General features: G+C 62.5%; 14 protein-coding genes. 10 read left to right on the top strand and 4 right to left on the bottom strand.

All coding sequences use genetic code 11. The features are described from left to right. Positions 1-113: 113 nt before the first annotated feature. Positions 114-1,589, bottom strand: a complete 1,476-nt coding sequence (locus Pan44_RS19810; RefSeq protein ID WP_231754110.1) for an HlyD family secretion protein — start codon at positions 1,587-1,589, stop codon at positions 114-116. Continuing rightward, entirely contained in the window at positions 1,579-3,768 is a 2,190-nt protein-coding gene (locus Pan44_RS19805; RefSeq protein ID WP_145032727.1) for a peptidase domain-containing ABC transporter, read from the bottom strand. The genes Pan44_RS19810 and Pan44_RS19805 overlap by 11 nt, the downstream gene beginning before the upstream one ends. A 245-nt stretch (positions 3,769-4,013) precedes the next feature. Here Pan44_RS19805 and Pan44_RS19800 point away from each other — a divergent pair, with 245 nt between their 5' ends. From Pan44_RS19800 to Pan44_RS19765, 8 genes are all read left to right on the top strand, one after another. Beyond that, positions 4,014-4,301 (top strand): hypothetical protein, encoded by a 288-nt coding sequence (locus Pan44_RS19800; protein ID WP_145032725.1) that lies wholly within the window; start codon positions 4,014-4,016, stop codon positions 4,299-4,301. A gap of 69 nt (positions 4,302-4,370) precedes the next feature. Further along, complete coding sequence (locus Pan44_RS19795) at positions 4,371-6,143, top strand: hypothetical protein (protein WP_145032722.1); 1,773 nt, start codon at positions 4,371-4,373, stop codon at positions 6,141-6,143. 125 nt (positions 6,144-6,268) lie between these two features. Continuing rightward, entirely contained in the window at positions 6,269-7,762 is a 1,494-nt protein-coding gene (locus tag Pan44_RS19790; protein WP_197453502.1) for an aldehyde dehydrogenase family protein, read from the top strand. 117 nt (positions 7,763-7,879) lie between these two features. Beyond that, a complete protein-coding gene (locus Pan44_RS28115; protein ID WP_145032719.1) occupies positions 7,880-8,794 on the top strand; it encodes an AAA family ATPase in 915 nt (304 codons plus the stop codon). A 144-nt stretch (positions 8,795-8,938) separates the two neighbouring features. After that, positions 8,939-11,167 carry a S8 family serine peptidase gene (locus tag Pan44_RS19780; RefSeq protein ID WP_197453500.1) on the top strand — a complete coding sequence of 743 codons (2,229 nt, stop codon included), beginning with the start codon at positions 8,939-8,941 and terminating at the stop codon, positions 11,165-11,167. 435 nt (positions 11,168-11,602) lie between these two features. After that, a complete protein-coding gene (locus Pan44_RS19775; protein ID WP_145032713.1) occupies positions 11,603-12,145 on the top strand; it encodes a hypothetical protein in 543 nt (180 codons plus the stop codon). 385 nt (positions 12,146-12,530) lie between these two features. After that, complete coding sequence (locus Pan44_RS19770) at positions 12,531-13,121, top strand: REP-associated tyrosine transposase (protein ID WP_145032710.1); 591 nt, start codon at positions 12,531-12,533, stop codon at positions 13,119-13,121. 214 nt (positions 13,122-13,335) lie between these two features. Continuing rightward, positions 13,336-14,712 (top strand): acetylxylan esterase, encoded by a 1,377-nt coding sequence (locus Pan44_RS19765; RefSeq protein ID WP_197453499.1) that lies wholly within the window; start codon positions 13,336-13,338, stop codon positions 14,710-14,712. Between the two features lie 515 nt (positions 14,713-15,227). On the opposite strand, the gene Pan44_RS19760 is transcribed toward Pan44_RS19765, so the two are convergent. Together Pan44_RS19760 and Pan44_RS19755 are read right to left on the bottom strand one after the other, a co-directional pair. Further along, on the bottom strand, positions 15,228-15,803 hold the full coding sequence (locus tag Pan44_RS19760) for a PDZ domain-containing protein (protein WP_145032707.1): 576 nt from the start codon (positions 15,801-15,803) through the stop codon (positions 15,228-15,230). Positions 15,804-16,083: 280 nt separating this feature from the next. After that, positions 16,084-16,605 carry a hypothetical protein gene (locus tag Pan44_RS19755; RefSeq protein ID WP_145032704.1) on the bottom strand — a complete coding sequence of 174 codons (522 nt, stop codon included), beginning with the start codon at positions 16,603-16,605 and terminating at the stop codon, positions 16,084-16,086. Between the two features lie 258 nt (positions 16,606-16,863). Between Pan44_RS19755 and Pan44_RS19750 the strand changes: the two genes are divergently transcribed. Together Pan44_RS19750 and Pan44_RS19745 are read left to right on the top strand one after the other, a co-directional pair. Further along, positions 16,864-18,375 (top strand): peptidoglycan DD-metalloendopeptidase family protein, encoded by a 1,512-nt coding sequence (locus Pan44_RS19750; RefSeq protein ID WP_145032701.1) that lies wholly within the window; start codon positions 16,864-16,866, stop codon positions 18,373-18,375. A gap of 237 nt (positions 18,376-18,612) precedes the next feature. Then, complete coding sequence (locus Pan44_RS19745; protein WP_145032698.1) at positions 18,613-18,849, top strand: VF530 family protein; 237 nt, start codon at positions 18,613-18,615, stop codon at positions 18,847-18,849. Positions 18,850-18,868 lie beyond the last annotated feature (19 nt).

The following is an 18,868-nucleotide window of genomic DNA, read 5'->3' as shown; positions in this document are numbered from 1 at the left end:
CCCGCCAGCCGAAACGTCGAATTGTGCCTGTTAGATGGATTTTATCTGCGTTTCCGGCACGCGCCGCAGATGCGGAGAGGTCACCGCAGTTTGACACGCCGCCCCCCGCTCGATCACTTCGGCAGTTTCGGCGGCTTGGATTTGCTTCCGCCGTCTTTCTCGTCCATCGAGACCACTGGCGGGAAGCCGTTGAGATTCCGCCACACTTCGAACCACAGTGGAACCTGATCAAGAAGCACCCACCCGTTGGCGCGGACCCCTTGCCTCAGGAATCGATCCTGCGGCCAGGGAATGTCGTCAGCGGCGGGTCGGATCAGGGCTCGGAATCTTCCCTTGCCATCGTCGGTCGCATCGACCGAAACGATCTCCCCGCCAAACGTCCCCACCGCCACTGAAGGCCATCCCGAGAACTGAATCGCAGGCCAGCCTTCGAACTGCAGCCGGACGTGTCGGCCTGTTTCCACCAGCGGAGCGTCATTGCCATCCAGCCAGATCTGGACCGCCCGGTCCTCCGTGTCCGGAACAATGGTGCAGATCGGGTCTCCTTCCTTCACCAGCGCGGTCCCGAGGTTCGCCGTGATCTTTACCAGGATCCCGTCAAACGGAGCCGTGATCACCTGGTTCTTCTGGCGGGCCACCTTGATCTGCGACTCCACCAGCTCCTTCTCCGCCTTGCTCAGTTCCTGCTGCGTCTTGGATACGTCGGCGTCCGCCTTGTTCGCATCTGACTCCGCCTTCCGGAGCGTCGCTCGGGCATACTCGATGTCGATCCTCGCTTTCTCAATCTTCGCCGAGCGGTCACGCGTCTTCCCTTCCAGCTCCGCCTTTGCTGACGCAACGTAGGCCTCCGCCCGACTCACCTTCGCCTTCGACTCATTCAGCTTCCGCTCGGTCTCCTGCAGTTTTTGAAGAGCCAGGTTCCCCGCGCGATGCAGAGTTTCCGAACGCTCGAACTCCGCCTCCAGTTGCGGAATCGCCGCCTTGTATTCTTCCAGCTGCCGTTCCTCCGCCCGCACCTTCTCCTCCGCCTGCACGACGTAGGCGTCCTGCGCGGCGGTCGTGTCGTCGAGCACCGTCTGATACGCAACCACCTGCGCTTCGTAGGCATGCGTGACCGTCAGCGCCGCCTCAAACGACCGCCTGCTGGCGTCGAGCTGTGTCGCAGCCGCTTTCACAAGGTCCTCTGAGTTTCGCAGCTGAGCAGTCAATCGCCCGGCATACTCCTCATCCAGATCCTGGATCTCGGCGATGACCGCCCCTTTCTGAACCTTCGCATTCTCGAAGATGTTCTCGCCAAGCCTCACGATCCGGCCTTTGATCGGGGCTTCGATCACCTGCTGGCGTTCGAGAGGCGCATACGCGATCACATTGCCGCTCGCCTTCACCGACTGCTGCCATGGCGCCGAGACCATTAAGATCACCGCGAAGCACATCGCGATCATCAGAAACAGTGCCAGCTTCCTCGCCAGCCGCGACGACTTCGCCATCCGCAGCGCCGGCAATGAAGCCTCGTCAAATGCGACGGGCCCATACCGCTGCGGACGAAGCTCACGCCGCGGTCGTTCAACCACAATCAGGTCAGTGGGCACCGGGAGCCTCCAGTTTCATCATCGGCCGGTCCGTGGCTTTCTCGAGGTGAAGTCGCTCGGGAAGCAGGTCCATGACCGCCTTCCGCGTCGTTGAAATCAAAAGCGTCCACGTCTTCGAAGGCTCCATCAGCCGCGTGACAATCGCCACCGCCTCGTCATCCGGTAGCGCATCGAGCGTGCCGTCGATGATCAGGAGCCGCGGGTTCCCGATAATCGCCCGCGCAATCATCAGCCGGCATAGCCGACCGTTCGTCAGAGGCCGGCCTTCACCCGTAATCAAGGGCGTGTCCGAGGCCTCCGGCAACGACAGCACCTCCTCCAGCAAGCCCACCATCTTCAACGCCTCGTGGATATCCGCGACGCTGACGTCCGGACGCATGAGATGGATATTTTCGCCGATCGTTCCGCTGAACACCTCGATCCCTCGCGTCAGCGCCACGCAACGGCGAAGCGCGTCGGGACGCAATTCCTGGGGAGCAATGCCGTTGATCGTCAACGTCCCCCCCGTCGGCCGGCGCAGACCGTAAATCAGGTCGAACAACGTGCTCTTGCCGCTTCCATCCACCCCCGTCACCGCCCACCGCGACCCCGGCTCGACACGCCAGTCGATCGGCTGCAGGCCCTCCCGGCTGCTCCTGTAGCGATAGACGACTTGCGACAGATCGAGAGTGATTCCATCCAGCGTCGAAAGCGTCACCTGTCCATCCTGGGATTCGACCGGCAGATCGTCCAGATGCCCGATTTTATCCATCGACGCCATCACGTCGTAGAAGCTCTCGAGGTGCTTGCCGAGCTTCGCGAACGCCCCGACGATCACCGCCACGATCAGTTCGGCCGCCACCAGCTGACCCAGCGTCAGCTGCCCACTGATGACCAGCCAGCCTCCCAGGCCAAGCAGCGCAGTCGCCGCGACAGCCTCCAGCGCCAGCACGAACAGCATCTGCCTGATCAGCACCCGAAAGTGCTTCTTCCTCGCGGTGAGGTATTCAAAAACAATGTGATCGGCCCGTTCCTGCGCGAACTCCTGGGCGCCGTCGTAGCGGAATGCCGTCGGACAGGCGGCGATGTCTTCCAGCCAGCTGGCCGTGGCGTACTTGGCCTTCGATTCCTTCACGCTTGTTCGCACCGCTCCGCGGCCAAGCACAAAAATCGCGATCGACATCATGACGATCAGCACCGCGTCGAACCCCAGCAGCCACGGGTGATACAGGCCCAGGACCGCCATGCCGATCAACGCCGACATCACCAGCGCCACTCCATCCAGCAGTAACGTCGCCGTCACCTTCTGGATCGTGACCACCTCAAAGAACCGGTTGACCAGTTCGGGCGGGTAATGGTGCTCCATCGTCTCGACCTGGGCCCGGGGCAGCCGGAACGCCAGCTTCGCAGCGATGCGGGCAAACAGCCTCCGCTGCAGGATCTCCACGATGAAAATCTGCAGGCCCCGCAAAGCCGCCGAAAACGACAGGAACCCCAGCAGGATCAGCGCCAGCACGACCACCGGTTGCAGCATCCTTCCGAATGCCACGGTGCTCACCAGCGCCTCGACCGCCAGCGGCGTCGCCATCGCCAGAATGCCCGTCACCACCGCAAAGGCGATCACTGTCAGAATGTCCAGCGACTCCGGCTTCAGCAGCGACCAGTAACGATGCAGCAGCGACTCTTCATGATGCCCGGAGTGGTGATCCTCCCCGTGTTCTTGGGGCGGCCCCCCCAGTAACGACCTGTCCAGAACCACATACCTCGCCGTCGGCGCGGCACCGAGCGCCTTCAGCTTCCGCGCCGCAGCGGACCGGCTCAGAGTCAGATGCGCCGGCTCGCCATGCGGTTCCAGCCACGTCACCCGGGACGAATCACCCCCGACGACTGCCACCCACGAGGATGGACCTGTCGGACGCGTAATCACCGTCGCCCCGTGATGGGCCAGTTCGAGCGCCTGCTGCGGCTCGCAGTCCACCACCCGCGCGGGACGCCCCAGGCTCCTGCCCACCTCTGCAATCCACGTTGGCCACGCATCGCCCGCATCACCGGGCCATGCCGACACCACATCATCCACGATGCGCCTCAGATGCGATCGTTCCAGCGGCTCGGCCGAATGAATCACCAGTTCATCAAGAATCCATGCGATGGAATCCTGTTCCACATCGACGGTCGAACTGACAGCGGTGCCTCTCGCCAAATGCGTGCTCCCTACCCTCGAAAAGTCGGCGTCCGCCCTGGCGACTGCACACCGTTTGCCAAATCCTTGGGATCTGGCCGCGATCTGGCAACAACCCGCCCCTGATTGTTTATCGGAAAAACTGAAATGAAATCGACTTCATTAACTCATTCTCATGTAAGCAGTTGCAGTTGTGACGCCTCCCCTCGAATCCATCATGTTTCTCCGCCTCTCACCCGATGAGTCGACTTGGCAGGGAGGCCGACATGTTCGCACGTGGTCACAAAGCAATCATTCTGGCCGGGCTGGCTGCAGTCGCATTCACAGGCTGTGTCGCCGTCACTGACCCGTCCTGCGGGCCCTGCGAAGAACTCTCCCGCACCATCTGCTGCCCGCCACCCGCTGGCCGGACCAGCTGCACCGACCAGTTCGGCTGTGAAGACTGGTATCTCCGCCCGAACTGCTGGCAGCACCAGTGTCCTCCGCTGACGTCCTGCTACCCCGTTCGCTCGAAAAACACCCCCGCCGGCAACGTCTTCCAGTTGCCTGAGTAAGCGGAAACCGCCAGCCTCCGCCCCCCATGGTCTGGCGACGCAGCCTCCTCTCCCTTAAAAGCTCGCGGCGTGATCACGCCGCCAACGACCAGCCCTGAAGTCGCCAGCGACTCGACCAGCCCCCCGCGCCACGGGCAGCTCGCCCCGCTCGCCTGGTCGCTCCTCGCAGCCGTTCCCTTCCTCCTCTTTCCGCTCATCCATTTCGAGCGCTGGGCCAGCGAAGCCACCGGCTTCACCACTTACGACCTCCCCTACTACGTCGCCAACGCCCGCGCCATCCTCGACCGCGGACACGCCGGCCTCTACCCCAACCCCTTCGACCCCGACCCTGCCGCCCCGGTCATCTACGTCCACTGGCTGATGAACGTCCTCGCGACGCTCATCGGCCCGCTCGGCCTCTCTCCCGGCCACGCCCTGTTGCTCATCCAGGCCATCGGAGCCATCGCCAGCGCGCGGGTCATGTATGCACTCGTCGCCTGGCTCCTGCCAGCGTCCCGCTGGCGCACGCCCCTCTACCTCCTCACCATGTGGTCCGGCGGCGTTCTCGTCCTCGGCCGGCTCGTCGCCAACCTCTTCACCGGACTCGCCTGGAACACGAACCTCCTCGCCTTCGATCCCGGCCAGGGTCTCTGGTGCCTCAACTTCGGCCGCAACCTCATCCTCCCCACCGAAGCCATCTACCACGCCCTGATGCTCGCCCTCTGGCTCAGCATCCTCAAAGGCCAGTGGACTCGGGCCGCGTTCTTCCTCCTCGCCATTACCACCACCCACCCCTTCACCGGTGCCCAGGCCCTGGCCATCGTTGGCGCCTATGGAGGAGTCCAGGCCTTCGCCAGCCTCACCTCCCCCCCGCCCCCCACTCGTCGACGCGCCACACGGGAGGGCGAGGCTCCCGCCGAGCCGCACACACCCCCCGCCTCCGCATCAACACCCGGCCTCCCCCCGCTCTCCTTCATCATCACCTACTTTTTCATCGCCGCCGCGTTCGTCGCCTACTACTTCGTCTTCCTCCCCCGCTTCCCCCAGCACCGCGAAATCCAGCACACCTGGACTCTCGGCTGGACCCTCTCCGGCCCCACGATCCTCGTCGCGTATGCCCCCGTCGCGCTGCTCGCCTGGCTCGCCATCCGCGACAACTCCGCCTGGCGACGCCACGTCCGTTTCCTCCTCATCGCGGCCGGAGTCTCCTTCCTTCTCGCCAACCATCAGTGGTTCATCACGCCCCGCCAGCCCATCCACTTCACCCGCGGCTACATCTGGACTCCCCTCTTCCTCATCGGCCTCCCCACACTCGCCAGCCTCTTCGACCGCCTCTTCAACACAGCGCCAACTCCTCTCCCCTCAGGGGAGAGGGCCGGGGTGAGGGGCGACCGCTCGAACACGCCTCCCAAAGCCATCGGCTTCCTCGCGATCGCGCTCCTCTTCGCCCTCGCCCTCTCCGACAACGCCGCCTTCCTCCTCATCAACGCAACATCGCCCACGCCCCCCGGCTTCAACCTCACAGCCGACGAACAGGCCGTCTTCCACGACCTCAACACGAAACACCTCACCGGCGTCCTCCTCACCGATGACGACCGTCTCGGCTACCTCGCCGCCGCCATGACCTCCGCCCGCCCCTGGCTCGGCCACAAATACAACACGCCGAAATTCGATGACCGCCAGACCCGCCTTGCCGCCTTCAAATCAACCACCGCCGCCGGCGACCTCCTCGAAGAAGTCGACCTCGCCCTCACCGCCGACCCCCGCGTCACCCGCCGCCTCCACGACAACGACTGGCAAAAACTCTCCACCCAAGGCGACCTCCAACTCTGGCAAAAGCCCCAACACAATCCCACCCCCTGAAAATCCTCCCCTTCCTTCCCTACCCACCACCCACTCCCTTCACTCATTCGCCTCCCCAACCTCCCGCGCGCTAGAATCCAACTCTCACCAATCCACGCTCATCCCAGCGCCAGGAGTGCTCACTCATGTCCGCCGCCGCACCCGCCAAGCCCGCCGCCAAAAAAGTCGCCCGTCCCAACGTCCGCCAGACCAAGATGCTCATCGGAGGCCACTGGGTCGACTCCGAGTCCGGAAAAACCTTCCCCACCTTCCACCCGGCCACCGAAGAGAAGATCGCCGACGTCGCCCGCGCCACCGAGAAAGATGTCGACCGCGCCGTGAAGGCCGCCCGCAAGGCCTTCGAAGGCGAATGGTCGAAGATGGATGCCCGCGACCGCGGCCGCCTCCTCAGCCGCCTCGCCGACATCATCGAGGCCAACAAGGACGAGCTCGCCGCCCTCGAAACCCTCGACAACGGCAAGCCCATCAAGGACGCGATGACGGCCGACGTGCCGCTCGTCATCGACACCTTCCGCTACTACGCCGGCTGGGCCGACAAGCTCACCGGCCAGACGATCCCCGTCCGCGGCAACTTCTTCTCCTACAGCCGCCGCGAACCCGTCGGCGTCGTCGGCCAGATCATCCCCTGGAACTTCCCGGCCCTCATGGTCTCCTGGAAGTGGGCCCCGGCCCTCGCCGCTGGCTGCACCATCGTCATGAAGCCCGCCGAGCAGACCCCGCTCTCCTGCCTCCGCATGGCCGAATGGGCCATCGAAGCCGGCTTCCCGCCCGGCGTCATCAATGTCGTCACCGGCTTCGGCGACGCCGGCGCCGCCCTCGTGAAGCACCCGGATGTCGACAAGATCGCCTTCACTGGCTCGACCGAGACCGGCCAGATCATCATGAAGGAGGCCGCCAACACCCTGAAACGCGTCACCCTCGAACTCGGCGGCAAGAGCCCCAACATCATCCTCGCCGATGCCGACCTCGATGCCGCCGTCGCCGGCACCGATTTCGGCCTCTTCTTCAACCAGGGCCAGTGCTGCTGCGCCGGCAGCCGCGTCTTCGTCGAGAAGAAGATCCACGAACAGTTCGTCGAAAAGCTCGTCGAGCGCGCCAACGCCAGGAAGTTCGGCATCGGCGACCCGTTCGATCTCGAAACTGTCCAGGGCCCCCAGATCGATAAAGATCAGTTCGACAAGATCATGAGCTATATCGGCAAAGGCAAAGAAGCCGGAGCCAAATGCGTCACCGGCGGCGGCCGCTCCGGCGACAAGGGCTTCTACATCGAGCCCACCGTCTTCGACCACGTGTCCGACGACATGCCCATCGCGACCGACGAAATCTTCGGACCCGTGATGAGCATCCTTCCGTTCAAGGATGTCGACGAAGCCGTCCAGCGCGGCAACAAAACCTTCTACGGCCTCGCCGCCGCCGTCTGGACCAAAGACATCGCCAAAGCCCACGCCATCGCCCACAAACTCCGCGCCGGCACCGTCTGGGTCAACTGCTACGACGTCTTCGACGCCGCCGCCCCCTTCGGCGGCTACAAGATGTCCGGCATCGGCCGAGAACTCGGCGAAGCCGCCCTGTCGAACTACACCGAACACAAAACGGTGACGGTGAGCCTTGGAGGGTAGAACGAATCTGGTGCGTGCGGCAGGCAGCTCGACAAATCTGCCTGCTGCGCATATCGCACTTTGAAACATCTTCCAACGCCTCACCAATCCCGAGCTTCAGCTAACTCAACACGACGAATGCCAACGACAAGGGAGCTCACTGAGCTATTCCGCGCCATTGCCGAGAATGACAATCAGCAAGCGTCCGCCATTGCGTCGAGAATTTGCCGTAGCGAGGAAACGAAGGGGCATCGCTCGCTCGCACGAACACTGCGGGGCGCCCTCGCCGCTGGTGAGTTGAAGGGCCCATTCCCTTCCCCACAGCCGTCAGAGCCATTCTCCAATGGATCGGCGCTCTTGAGTACGGCGTTACTCCGATTGGACAGTGGCTGTCCAATCTCATCGATTACGCTGGAGCCTACACTTCGCGACGAACTCGAGACGATCATCGGCGAATGGTCCGGCAGAGACAAACTACAAAGATACGGATTGCAACCACGGTCAAAACTTCTCTTCTACGGTCCTCCGGGTTGTGGAAAGAGCATGACCGCTCGTGCGATCGCGACTGAACTTGCGATGCCCGTCTATATGGCGCGATTTGATGCCCTAATCGGCGCATATCTCGGCCAAACGGCAATACACTTGCGACAAATCTTTGATTTTGTCGAACGGACGCCATGTGTCTTGCTGCTGGATGAGCTTGATGCCCTGGGAAAACAGCGAGGTAATCCGCTTGATGTCGGGGAACTCGACCGCATCGTCATAGCTCTCATGCAAGAACTGGAGCATTCTCGGCCGCTTGGCCTGATCATCGCGACATCCAATCTGGCATCACACCTCGACGCGGCCTTGTGGCGACGGTTTGACCTGGCCCTTCACTTCAACGCTCCGACAAAGGAACGACTCGACAGCTTTCTAAAAGATCGGGCCGCGCAGTTGGGCGTACAACTATCACGACCTGACCTCAGACAAGCGCTGAAAGCTAAGAGTTTCTCGGAAGCCGAGGCTGCTCTGCTAGTTGCGGTGAGACGCCATATTCTCGGGGGAAGTTAACGAACTATGCCCCGCACCGACTCAAAGAACTTCTTCTTAAACGAGACGCACGAACTAAGTCCCGAGGAAAAGGCGGGAGGGGGTCGCCTTCCTAAGTATACGAACATCTCATGGTCCGCTCGATCGCAACGCTTGTTCTCCAGTATGGAGAAACTCGACTCGAAGCTCAGCGCCTCACATGATCCACTCAAGGAGGAGCGATATTTTGTCTTAGCGGTTCCGGTCCCAGAGCTCGAAAAGGAATCTACCGACAAGCGCAAGGCCCCGGATGGAACCTTTGCGGAAGAAACTGACTTCGGCGGTGCTCATTGCAAGATCTTCGACCGCCTCGGGCTGGATCTATTGCAGGTTACGTCTGACGGCAAAGCAGTTGTTCACGCCGACAAACTGACGTTCTCGCAGTTGTCGAATCGAGCAGCGAGGCTGCCGACACTTGGCGTTCGCGAGCAAGCTCGCTGGGCGACAATCGACTCGTTTGACCTACCGCAGCCCAGTCTACGAGTTGACGATGAGTGGCTGCATTCTCTACCGCAATCAGAGTTGAGCGACGTAATAGTTGAGCTTCAGCCGATCTTGCGGAGACGCGAAGCCGACGAAGTAATGCGAGCGATTCTCGCTTTGATGAATCGTGAGGGAGAAACGCTCACCGCTAATGGGGCAGATTTCTCTGGTCGAAGGTGGGTACGCGGGAGATTCACGCGAGCATCCGTTCGTGCAGTAGCGAAGGATTTTTACTCGGTCCAGTCGTTGCACGCGCCGTTGTATTCGTTGGCAGCCGCTCAACGGGGGACTCGCGCAACTGTAACTACAGGTCGATCTGGTCAACATCCGGTGGTTGCTGCCGATCTTCCATGCGTTGCGGTCGTAGACATGGGAGTTCCCGATAGCCACATAATACTGTCCCCCTACAGAAGAGGGCAGTTTTACGGGCAATCAGTCGCTCGCCAAGCGATCGGGAATCACGGTTCACTCGTCGCGTCCCGCGTTGTCTTCGGCGACCATTCGTCGCATGAGAGCATCGCTGGCGCAACGCCGGCATGCTCATTCTATGACGCGATGATTGGAAGTGTCCCCCACTTTGGCAATACGTTCCATGATAAGGCCGTCATCGATGCTCTCTCAGGCGTTCGGGGCGCGGCGCCGGATGTTCGTGTCTTTAATTTAAGCATTGGCGACCACAAGACTTTTTCAGATTTCAATGAGACAGATCTCCGAGAGAAGCGGCTCACGCTGCAGGATTTGGACAACTTTGCTTTCGCGAACGACTGTGTCCTAGTAGTGGCCGCAGGCAACTCCGTGCCTGGAACTGCGCCAGCACCTCCATACCCAGAGCATCTTAAGGATTCAAGATGGGCACTCGGGCCGTGGGCTTCCGGATTCAATACGTGGATTTGCGGAAGCTACGTGTCGCGAATTACTTCGGGTGGTCTCGTAGTTCACAGTGGATGGCCGAGCGCGTTTACTCGAATCGGACCTGGGCTCTGTAACTGCCCGACTCCGAATTTTGGTGCACCCGGTGGCAACTGTGACGACGCGTATCGTGTTGGTAACAACGGACACGGTGTCTGGGGTATCGCCGCGAATGGTCTAGGAGAAGACCATTGTGGGTCGTCGCACGCGGCGCCAATTCTTGCTCGCGAAGTGGCGTTCACTCTTCGCGAACTGCAACGCTACTGCGTTCAAGGAACCACGCCGTTCGCGGTGACTGCGAAGGCGTTCTTGTCGCTGACTGCGACAAGGACGACGGAGGACGCCGAAGTTCGGGAATTGGCGGGTTGGACGCTTGGACGAGGAAAAGCCTCAGTGCAGCGACTGCGATCCCCGGCTACAGGCAGTGCCGTGATCCTTTGGCAAGGATACATCGAGTCATCGAAGGATACGGTCAGAGTTCAGTTGCCAATACCGAAGCAATGGCTCGCGTCGGCTGAGAAACCAGTGCTCCGGCTCATTGTCTGTAGTGACCCTCCCGTGAACGAGGCCGCTAAGAACGACTGGGCTTGCCGGAAGACCGTCGCCAGATTGCATCCAAGTCCGGACGCTAAAGCAGTTCGAGCTCCGCGAGGTGGCCACTATTCATATCCGTTGATCGACCGAACGTATGATTTGCAGCGGCACAAACCAGGGGAAAGTGAAGAAGCACCCGAAGATTTGTGGGTGCTGGAGTTGTCTTACGAAGAGATCGCGCCGTATGTCGCGGCGGTCGAGTTTGATCCAAGACAACGCGTTGCGTTCGCTGCCGAACTGCTGGATTTGAGCGAAAACCCTGTAGATCCCCAGCCTATGATGCAGGCACTTCCTATCGCGGCAAGTATGACTCGACTGTCTGTGACCGCAACGCCTATCCGACCTCCAGTCATAGTTCGGACGCTGTGACCAGGTACCGGGTACCACCGGTTGACGTGACGACTATTCAAAGTGGGTACCACCGGTTGCTGTGCAACCGGTGCGGCGAAGCCGCAGGAGGCTCTCCTCCCAAGACGCCGTCCATTCTTTGTTCCGCCCGCGTCTGAAGCAGCCTCTTGCCGCTCCGCGGGACCGGTGGCACGCCCAACGCCCCCCAAACCCGGGTGGCACGCCCTGACTGACGCCAGGAAGGCAGGGCGTGGCAATCGTTGCCGAGCCCTCCCTTCGACAATGTCCCCTTGGTGCCTTCGCGTCTTGGTGGTTCCCTCACCTTCCCCGCCGGCCGCCACTGCCAGGCCTGAATCAGGGCGCCACTGCCCTGCTTGCAGCCAGTGCCGAGTGTTGCCGAGGCATGATCCCTTCCCAATAATCCCCTCCCGGACACTCTCAACCGGAGGGCTGAACATGGGCGCGTCGCCGTATCAGAATCTGGCTCCCTGGCATTCCGACCCGGGCATGGCCTTAAAGCACCTGCAGGCCACATTTGTCGCGGAGAACTACGACCTCCCCAGCGTGATCCGCGAGCATCTGCAGGGGAGTCGCGAGGCGGTGCAGATTTCTCAGGACGAAGGCGACCCGTACGGACTCGTCGATCTCTACAGGGAGAACGTCGAATACCTGGAGTCGATCCTTGATCAGCCGATTCCGGATTCCGCCCCCGAGCGAATCGCCATCCTGCAACGCATCTGGCAGTCCGGCGGCGAAGGGCTCGGCAACATCCTCGACATCAATGGCATTTCAGAGCGCATCGAACCACTGACCGCTCGCGTCCTGAGTCGCGACGAGCTGATCGAGGCCTGCGGAACTCATCAGCCATCGAAGCGTCAGGCCCCCGAGATCTTCAGTCGCCTCGCTGGCGACATCGACCGCGGCCAATGCATCTGCTTCCCCGTCTACGAAGCCGAAACCCCCATCGGCTGGTGGTTCGCCGGATACAGCATCGACTGAACCCCGTAGGCCCGCCGGCGAGATAGGTGTGGTCACCTGCTCCTGACACAAGAGACGCGGCCGGAGACGCAGCGGAGTGGCCTACGCTGGGTCTCGCCCCAGCAAGTTCTTACACCGGCGACCACCCCACCGCCGACGCCCCACTTCTTCGTGTCCTTCGTGCTCTTCGTGTTTCAAAATCCGTGACGATCTGGGTGGCACGCCCTGACTGACGTCAGGAAGGAAGGGCGTGGCAGGCGTTGCCGAGCGCCCCCACGCTCACCAACTCAGCCAATGCCTTCTTGTTTCAGCACCGGGCCCCTACAGTGGCGAAGTTGCCCTGGCACGCGACCACGCCCTTGGCAGGGCGTGCCACACAGAGGGCAGTTCTCATGGGGCTGGCTGCATGCGTATCCGTGATCCGCACTCAGGCTCGTCCTACTTCAGCAAACGCCGACGCCGAGTCGACGATGGCTTCCCTCGAGAGCTCACCTTCTCCTGCTTCCGCCGCATCCGCTTCCTCGAGAAGGACCGCGCCCGTCACTGGCTTCTGACGGCTCTTGAAGACGCCCGCTCTCGCTGGCCCGTCGATCTCTGGGCTTGGGTCATCATGCCGGAGCACGTTCATCTCCTGGTCTCCCCGCGCGACCCGAAACTCGAACTCGGCCGCTTCGCCGGGTTCATCAAAGAGCACTCTGCCCGGCCGGCCATCCGCTGGCTCGCAGAACATTCGCCAGCGTTCCTCAATCGGATCACCGTCCAGGAAGGAACCGTCACACGCCGCCGATTCTGGCAGCCTGGAGGCGGTTATGACCGGAACGTCGGGCAGGAACGAACACTGGCCTCGATGATCGAATACATTCACCAGAACCCTGTTCGACGTGGTTTGTGCGAGCGTCCCGCAGACTGGGAATGGTCGAGCGCCCGTTGGTATGCGGGAGTCAGGCCGGCTCTTGTGGAGATCGATGCCACGCTGCCCACAATTCATGACTGTTGATCGTGAAGTGGAGGCTCGGCAACGCTCGCCACGCCCTTTGCAGGGCGTGCCACCTGTACCGCCTCGAATCACGAGGCCCTTTCGGACCACATTGGACTCGACGCCAACCACACTCCACAATTCGCCCGTTCCGGCACGCGACCGGGGTTTCGCCGAATAAGGCTCCAGCCCCGGCCACCCGCAGTTCCGGCCACCCTGCCGATGATCGTGCTGCATGTCTGCACCCCGTTTCCAGAGCATCGACCACGTGATGATTCCACAGTTCCGAGCCTTGTTGCCCGTTCTTCTTCTGGCAACCGCCACCGTCGCTCCGCAGGGTCTGGTGGCCCAGGAAGCGGTCAAACCCGCTCCCAAGGTGACTCTGTCGGCCGTCGCTGACCGCAGCGACGCCCAGTACAAGCCGGGGGAAACCGTCACCTTTACGATTCAGGGCAAACAGGATGACCAGCCACTCGCTCAGGGTGAGGTCACCTGTGTTCTGTCACAGGACGGATGGAAGCCCCTGTCACCCCAGATCGTCAGTTTGAAGGACGGCCAGGCCACGATCACCGGCACACTGGACAAGCCCGGCTTTCTGCTGCTGCGCGCCCGTGTCGGCAACAACTCGGTGCTGGCAGCCGCGGCCTTCTCTCCGCTTGAGATCCAGCCGAGCGCAGACGTTCCCGACGACTTCGACCAGTTCTGGGATGCCCAGAAAGCCGAACTGGCCAGGGTTCCTGCCAAACCGGTTCTGACCCCGGTCAAGGCTCCTGCCCCGGGCATCGAGGCCTTCGATGTTCAGGTGGGCTGCCTCGGCAAACCGGTTTCGGGATATTTCGGCAGGCCGGTCAACGCACAGCCTAGGTCACTGCCGGCCATCCTGTTTGTACATGGGGCCGGTGTTCGCAGCGCCGGCCTGAACAGCACTCGCTGGGCCGTGAAAAGCGGCGGAATGCTGACGCTGGACATCAATGCCCACGGCATCCCGAACGGCCAGCCCACCAGCTTTTATGAGGAACTGACCAAGGGTGAGTTGAACAATTACCGGGCCGTTGGCCGTCAGGACCGCGATCAAAGCTACTTCAAGGGGATGTTCCTGCGTCTGGTACGGGCCATCGACTTTTTGACGGAACAACCAGAATGGGACGGCAAGACGCTGATCGTGTATGGCAGCAGCCAGGGCGGGTACCAGGCCTTTGCCGCGGCGGCCCTGGATGCGCGAGTCAGTTTTTTCTGTGCCGGCGTCCCGGCCGGCTGTGACCACACCGGCAGCCTGGCCGACCGGATCAGTGGATGGCCGAAACTCGTCGCCATGGACCAGCAGGGCAAACCGGATCCGCTGGCGTTGCAGGCCTCGCGCTATTTCGACTGTGTCAACTTCGCCACCCGGGCGAAGTGCCGGGGGGCGGCAGTCACCGTCGGCTATATCGACCAGACGTGCCCTCCGACCAGCATCTACGCTGCGTACAACGCCCTGTCGATTCCCCGTTCCATTCACGTTGATGTCGATGCCGGACATACCAACACGCCGGCCGCATCAAGGTTCATGGAAGCCGCGGCCAGTGAGCACGTCCGTGCCCAGCAGAACCCTGGGCAAGGTGGCGCGCCCTGACCGAGGTCAGGAAGGAAGGGCGTAGCAAAACGTTGCCGAGCCTCCCACACTTGCCGAGGCCACCATTGACCACGCCCGTGGTGCCATCGCGTCGTCGTGGTCCCCCTTCTTCGCCATTGGCGCCGCCCCTGCGCGTCCATCGCGATCACCTGTTCAAAACTTCCTCCCTCCGTGCGTCTCCGCGTTCTCCGTGCCTCAGTGGTCAACGAGTCCCGTCCCAAACGGTCTCCTCTTCCCCGCGCGCAACCGCGCCCGTAACAGTAGGGAAGTTCGTTCTTTGGCAATTCAGAACCGACGCGCGATCACCGGGCCAGACGGGGCAACAAATGGCCTCAGAAACTTGTCACACATGTCACAGGTCCAGAATCCCAACGCTTCAGGCCATTTTCGGCTGTCACAGGTCGTCACAGGTCTCCCGCCCAACCTCCACCGGGACACTGACACGGCGCGCAAACTCAGGCCCCCACTCAGGCCCCCACTCAGGCCCCCACTCAGGCCCCCGCTCAGCCCGACGTTCACCGGCAACCGCAACCGGATCCACAACCGCCGCTGCCAGGGCAGCGATTGCACGGATCGCACAGACCAATGCAGTCCGACAGATCGAGATGAAGCGGGCAGTTTCCCACCCAGTACTGGCTCCCCGGCCCGCCCGGACAGCACGGGTCATAGCCGCTGCCCCACGACGTACATCCTTTCACTACGGTCTGGCTCGCGCCCCGCACAGTCACCGCCCCGGAGGCCGCCTGATCGACGTGGCCCGCCAGGACGATCTGCTCTCCGCTCCGGGAAACTCCAATTCGGACGACGCGTCCCGCAGGAATGGCCCTCAGAGCGCGGGCGAACCGGTCCGGACTCCCGAATCCACGGCCGTTGAGGTCACGAATCGAGTCCCCCGTTTTCAGGCCGATCTCGTCGGCCGCGGTCCCGGGTTCGACGTTCGTCACCTGCAGGTTCGCTGCGACCGTCAGGCCATACGCTTCCAGATCAGCCGGTTGCACGCTCGTCGCCGGAGACGCCGGCGTCGGCGCCTGGCCAAAACCTGGACCGGCCATCGACATGACAAGGACTGCGCACAGTAACCGTGAAATCATCGGTCGTCCTCGTTTCAGGAGACAAGGGCCCCCGCCCCTCCGGTCGCCGCCGCAGCGCGGTGGTTCCGAGGTCGCGTGTCAGCCAGCTCCGGAAACAATGCCCTATCTCGATGCGCCCGCCGGGAAATTGCCCGAGAATCCCCGTGGATTCAGGCAGTCGACCAGCCGCGGCCGACCGTCGCTGAAGCTGGGCAAGATTGAACGGCCTCACCAGTCACGCAGCCCGCGCGCCTTGCGCCGACAACCTCGCGCCCGCAGCACAGCTCGCGAGGCATCTGTGTTATCGAATCGTGTTCGAAACCGGCGGCAGCGCCACCGGCGCCGGCGACCGCGGGGCCCCTGCCACCGGAGTCTTTTTCACGAGCTTCCTCAGCGGGATGTCGTAGTACCGCACCCCCAGCCGCTGCGGCTGGCCGTCCACCGTGTACGAGAAGATCCGCACCACCGCCAGGTCCGCAAGGTGACCGCCAATCTCCACCTGCCCCGCCAGGATGCCCTCCTCGTTCGGCTTCATGGCCATCGGCGCCTTCAGGAGATACGTCCGGCTGCCATCAGGCCGCGGATGGCTGAGCGCGAAAACGTGCACCGAATGAATCGGCTTGAGCCGTCCCTGGTCCGCCAGCTTGAACTGCACGTTCAGCTTCCCGTCCTTGGTCGCCGTCACGTTCCCATCGTACTTCAGGCCCCATTCGTCTTTCGAAGGGCCGAGTTCGTAGTAAACCGCCCAGACGCGGCTCGACATCAACGCAACCGCGGCGACAACCAGCACGCCCGTCGTGAGGAACGAGAATCGAGAGCCCATGTCACATACGTCTCATGAAGGGAATCGCGGGGCACAATCCAGGCATCGGAAGGTCGGCCCGGGGCACATGCGCGGAGAATTGAACCGGCCCGCCCAGATTCCGGCAAGATCAATCTCAGCAGCGACCCCATACCGCTCGACGAACCTTCCCCTGCGATTCGCCACCACACCAGCCGCCCCTCGATCGCTCGCGAACAGCCATTCGATCTGGCATGCTGCAGGTCCCTCTCGTCCGTCGCTCCCCCCGGAGGCCTCGTCATGCGGACAATCCAGTCGCGACCGACGCCACGCAGCGTCCTCCGGCTGCTGCTGACGCTCTGCGTGGTCCATGCCTCTTCCGCTTCGACGGCGGCCGTTGAGCCCTCAAAACCGAAACCCGACCAGAAAGCACTCGCCAGCCTCGGAAACTATCCAGTTCGCTACGTCGTCGACTATCCCGCGGCCGATCGCTTCTCCCCGCCCATCGCGACGGCATTCCACGACGCCGTGAACACCGAGTTCGTCCACAAGGGAAAACGCGAACGTGCCCATCCAAATGGCGGCTATGCGGTCGCAATGATGGAACGCAACGGAGTATCGCTGCTGCACACCGGCGCCGACCTCGGGTGGTTCCGCGTCGGGGCCCCGGTCTTCGCCATCGCCGACGGCGTCGTCCGCCGGTCGGCCCCCGGGCTCAAGCAGATCAATGCCGAGTTCAATCTGAAAATGCAGGTCCCTGCCGGACCGGTCGACTATGGCAACCTGATCATCATCGAGCACCGCACCGCCGAAGACGACTATTTCCTCACCCTTTACGGCCATCTCGGCGATGACCGCCTGGTCCGGGCCGGCGACGTCGTCACAGCGGGCCAGGTGATTGGCACGATTGGCCGGGAAGCCGGCAACGTCAACGGGCGTTACAAGCCCCATTGCCATTTCGCGGTGCACGAAGGGCGCTGGATCGAACCTGGACACCGGCTGATGACGCTCAGCGTGAACGGCGCCGAATCGGTCGTGCGACTCGAGGAACCGGGTGAGAAAGAATCACGCGTCTCCATCACGCCAACCGTTCCGAACATCCGGCTGGTGAACGAATCCGGCCAGGCGATCGAATTCCGTCGCGATGGTGAGAGCTACCTGATGCCATCGTCCCCGCTATGGACGATGGCCGGCCTCTCCGGCGCACGACTGGCGGGCTACCTCCCGAGCGTCGACGGATTTCGGGACCCGATCCGGTTTCTCAGGGACGCAGGCGCCGACACCTCACCAGCGCCCACCCTGCAATGCACGACCATTCACCCGTTGTCACTGCCGCAGGTTGTGGATCAGCCGGCTCCCGAACTCTCAGTCTCCGAGTGGCTGCAACCATCAGAGAATCCGCCAGAACTCACAGGCCTCCGTGGCAAGGTCGTCTGCCTGGTCTTCTTCCAGACCAACTGCGCCGGCTCCGTGTCTCACGGCCTGCCCGCGCTCAGGGAACTGGCCGACAAATACGCCAGCGACGACCGCGTCCAGGTGATCGGCGTCCACACCCCCACGCGGGACTTCCGCCGCAGCGCCCCAACGCAGGCGCGCAAACTGGTTCAGTCCGCACGACTAACCTGCCCCGTTGCGCACCTGGGCGATGCCCGACAGCCGGACGATGTGGCCCGCTTCGGCGTCCGCGCGACGCCCTGGGTCGTCCTGGTCGACGCCCGCGGGACGATCGATTTCAGCAACTGGATCATTCGCCCCGCAGGAATCGTTGATCGGATCGATCTGCTGCTGAGGAATGCGGCCGAGGAACAGTAAGCGTCTGCTAAACGTCAGGGTTCAGGCGGGCGCTACGAGGTCGCGAACTGAGCCACCGTGATGGTCGAACTGCGCTATGAAATCCAGGCCTGCAGCCAGACGCCCCCTGCTGGCTGACCGAACGTCCGGGCGATCGACCGCCACGCGGATTGGATGCCCGGACAGCGCGGTGTAAGCTCATCACTGTCGCAACACCTTTCGCTGCTGGCGAGACGCCACCTTTTCTGAAATTGCTCCATGCCGGATCCGCTCGAGGGCATCACCCTCAAAACGATCGTCACTGAACTTGTCGAAGCTTATGGCTGGGAGACGCTGGCCGCGGACATTCCGATCCGCTGCTTCTCCCACGATCCGAGCATCTCCTCGAGCCTGCACTTCCTCAGGCGCACTCCCTGGGCCCGTGCGAAAGTGGAGAGCCTCTACCGGCAGCACCTGGCCACCGAGCCCCGCAGCCAGCCTCCTGCACGGGAATAATCGAACAGTCGGAACGTCT

The organism is Caulifigura coniformis, assembly GCF_007745175.1.
GTDB lineage: Bacteria > Planctomycetota > Planctomycetia > Planctomycetales > Planctomycetaceae > Caulifigura > Caulifigura coniformis.
The sequence above is the reverse complement of the archived record's forward strand: the minus strand, read 5'-3'. Positions and strand labels throughout refer to the sequence as shown.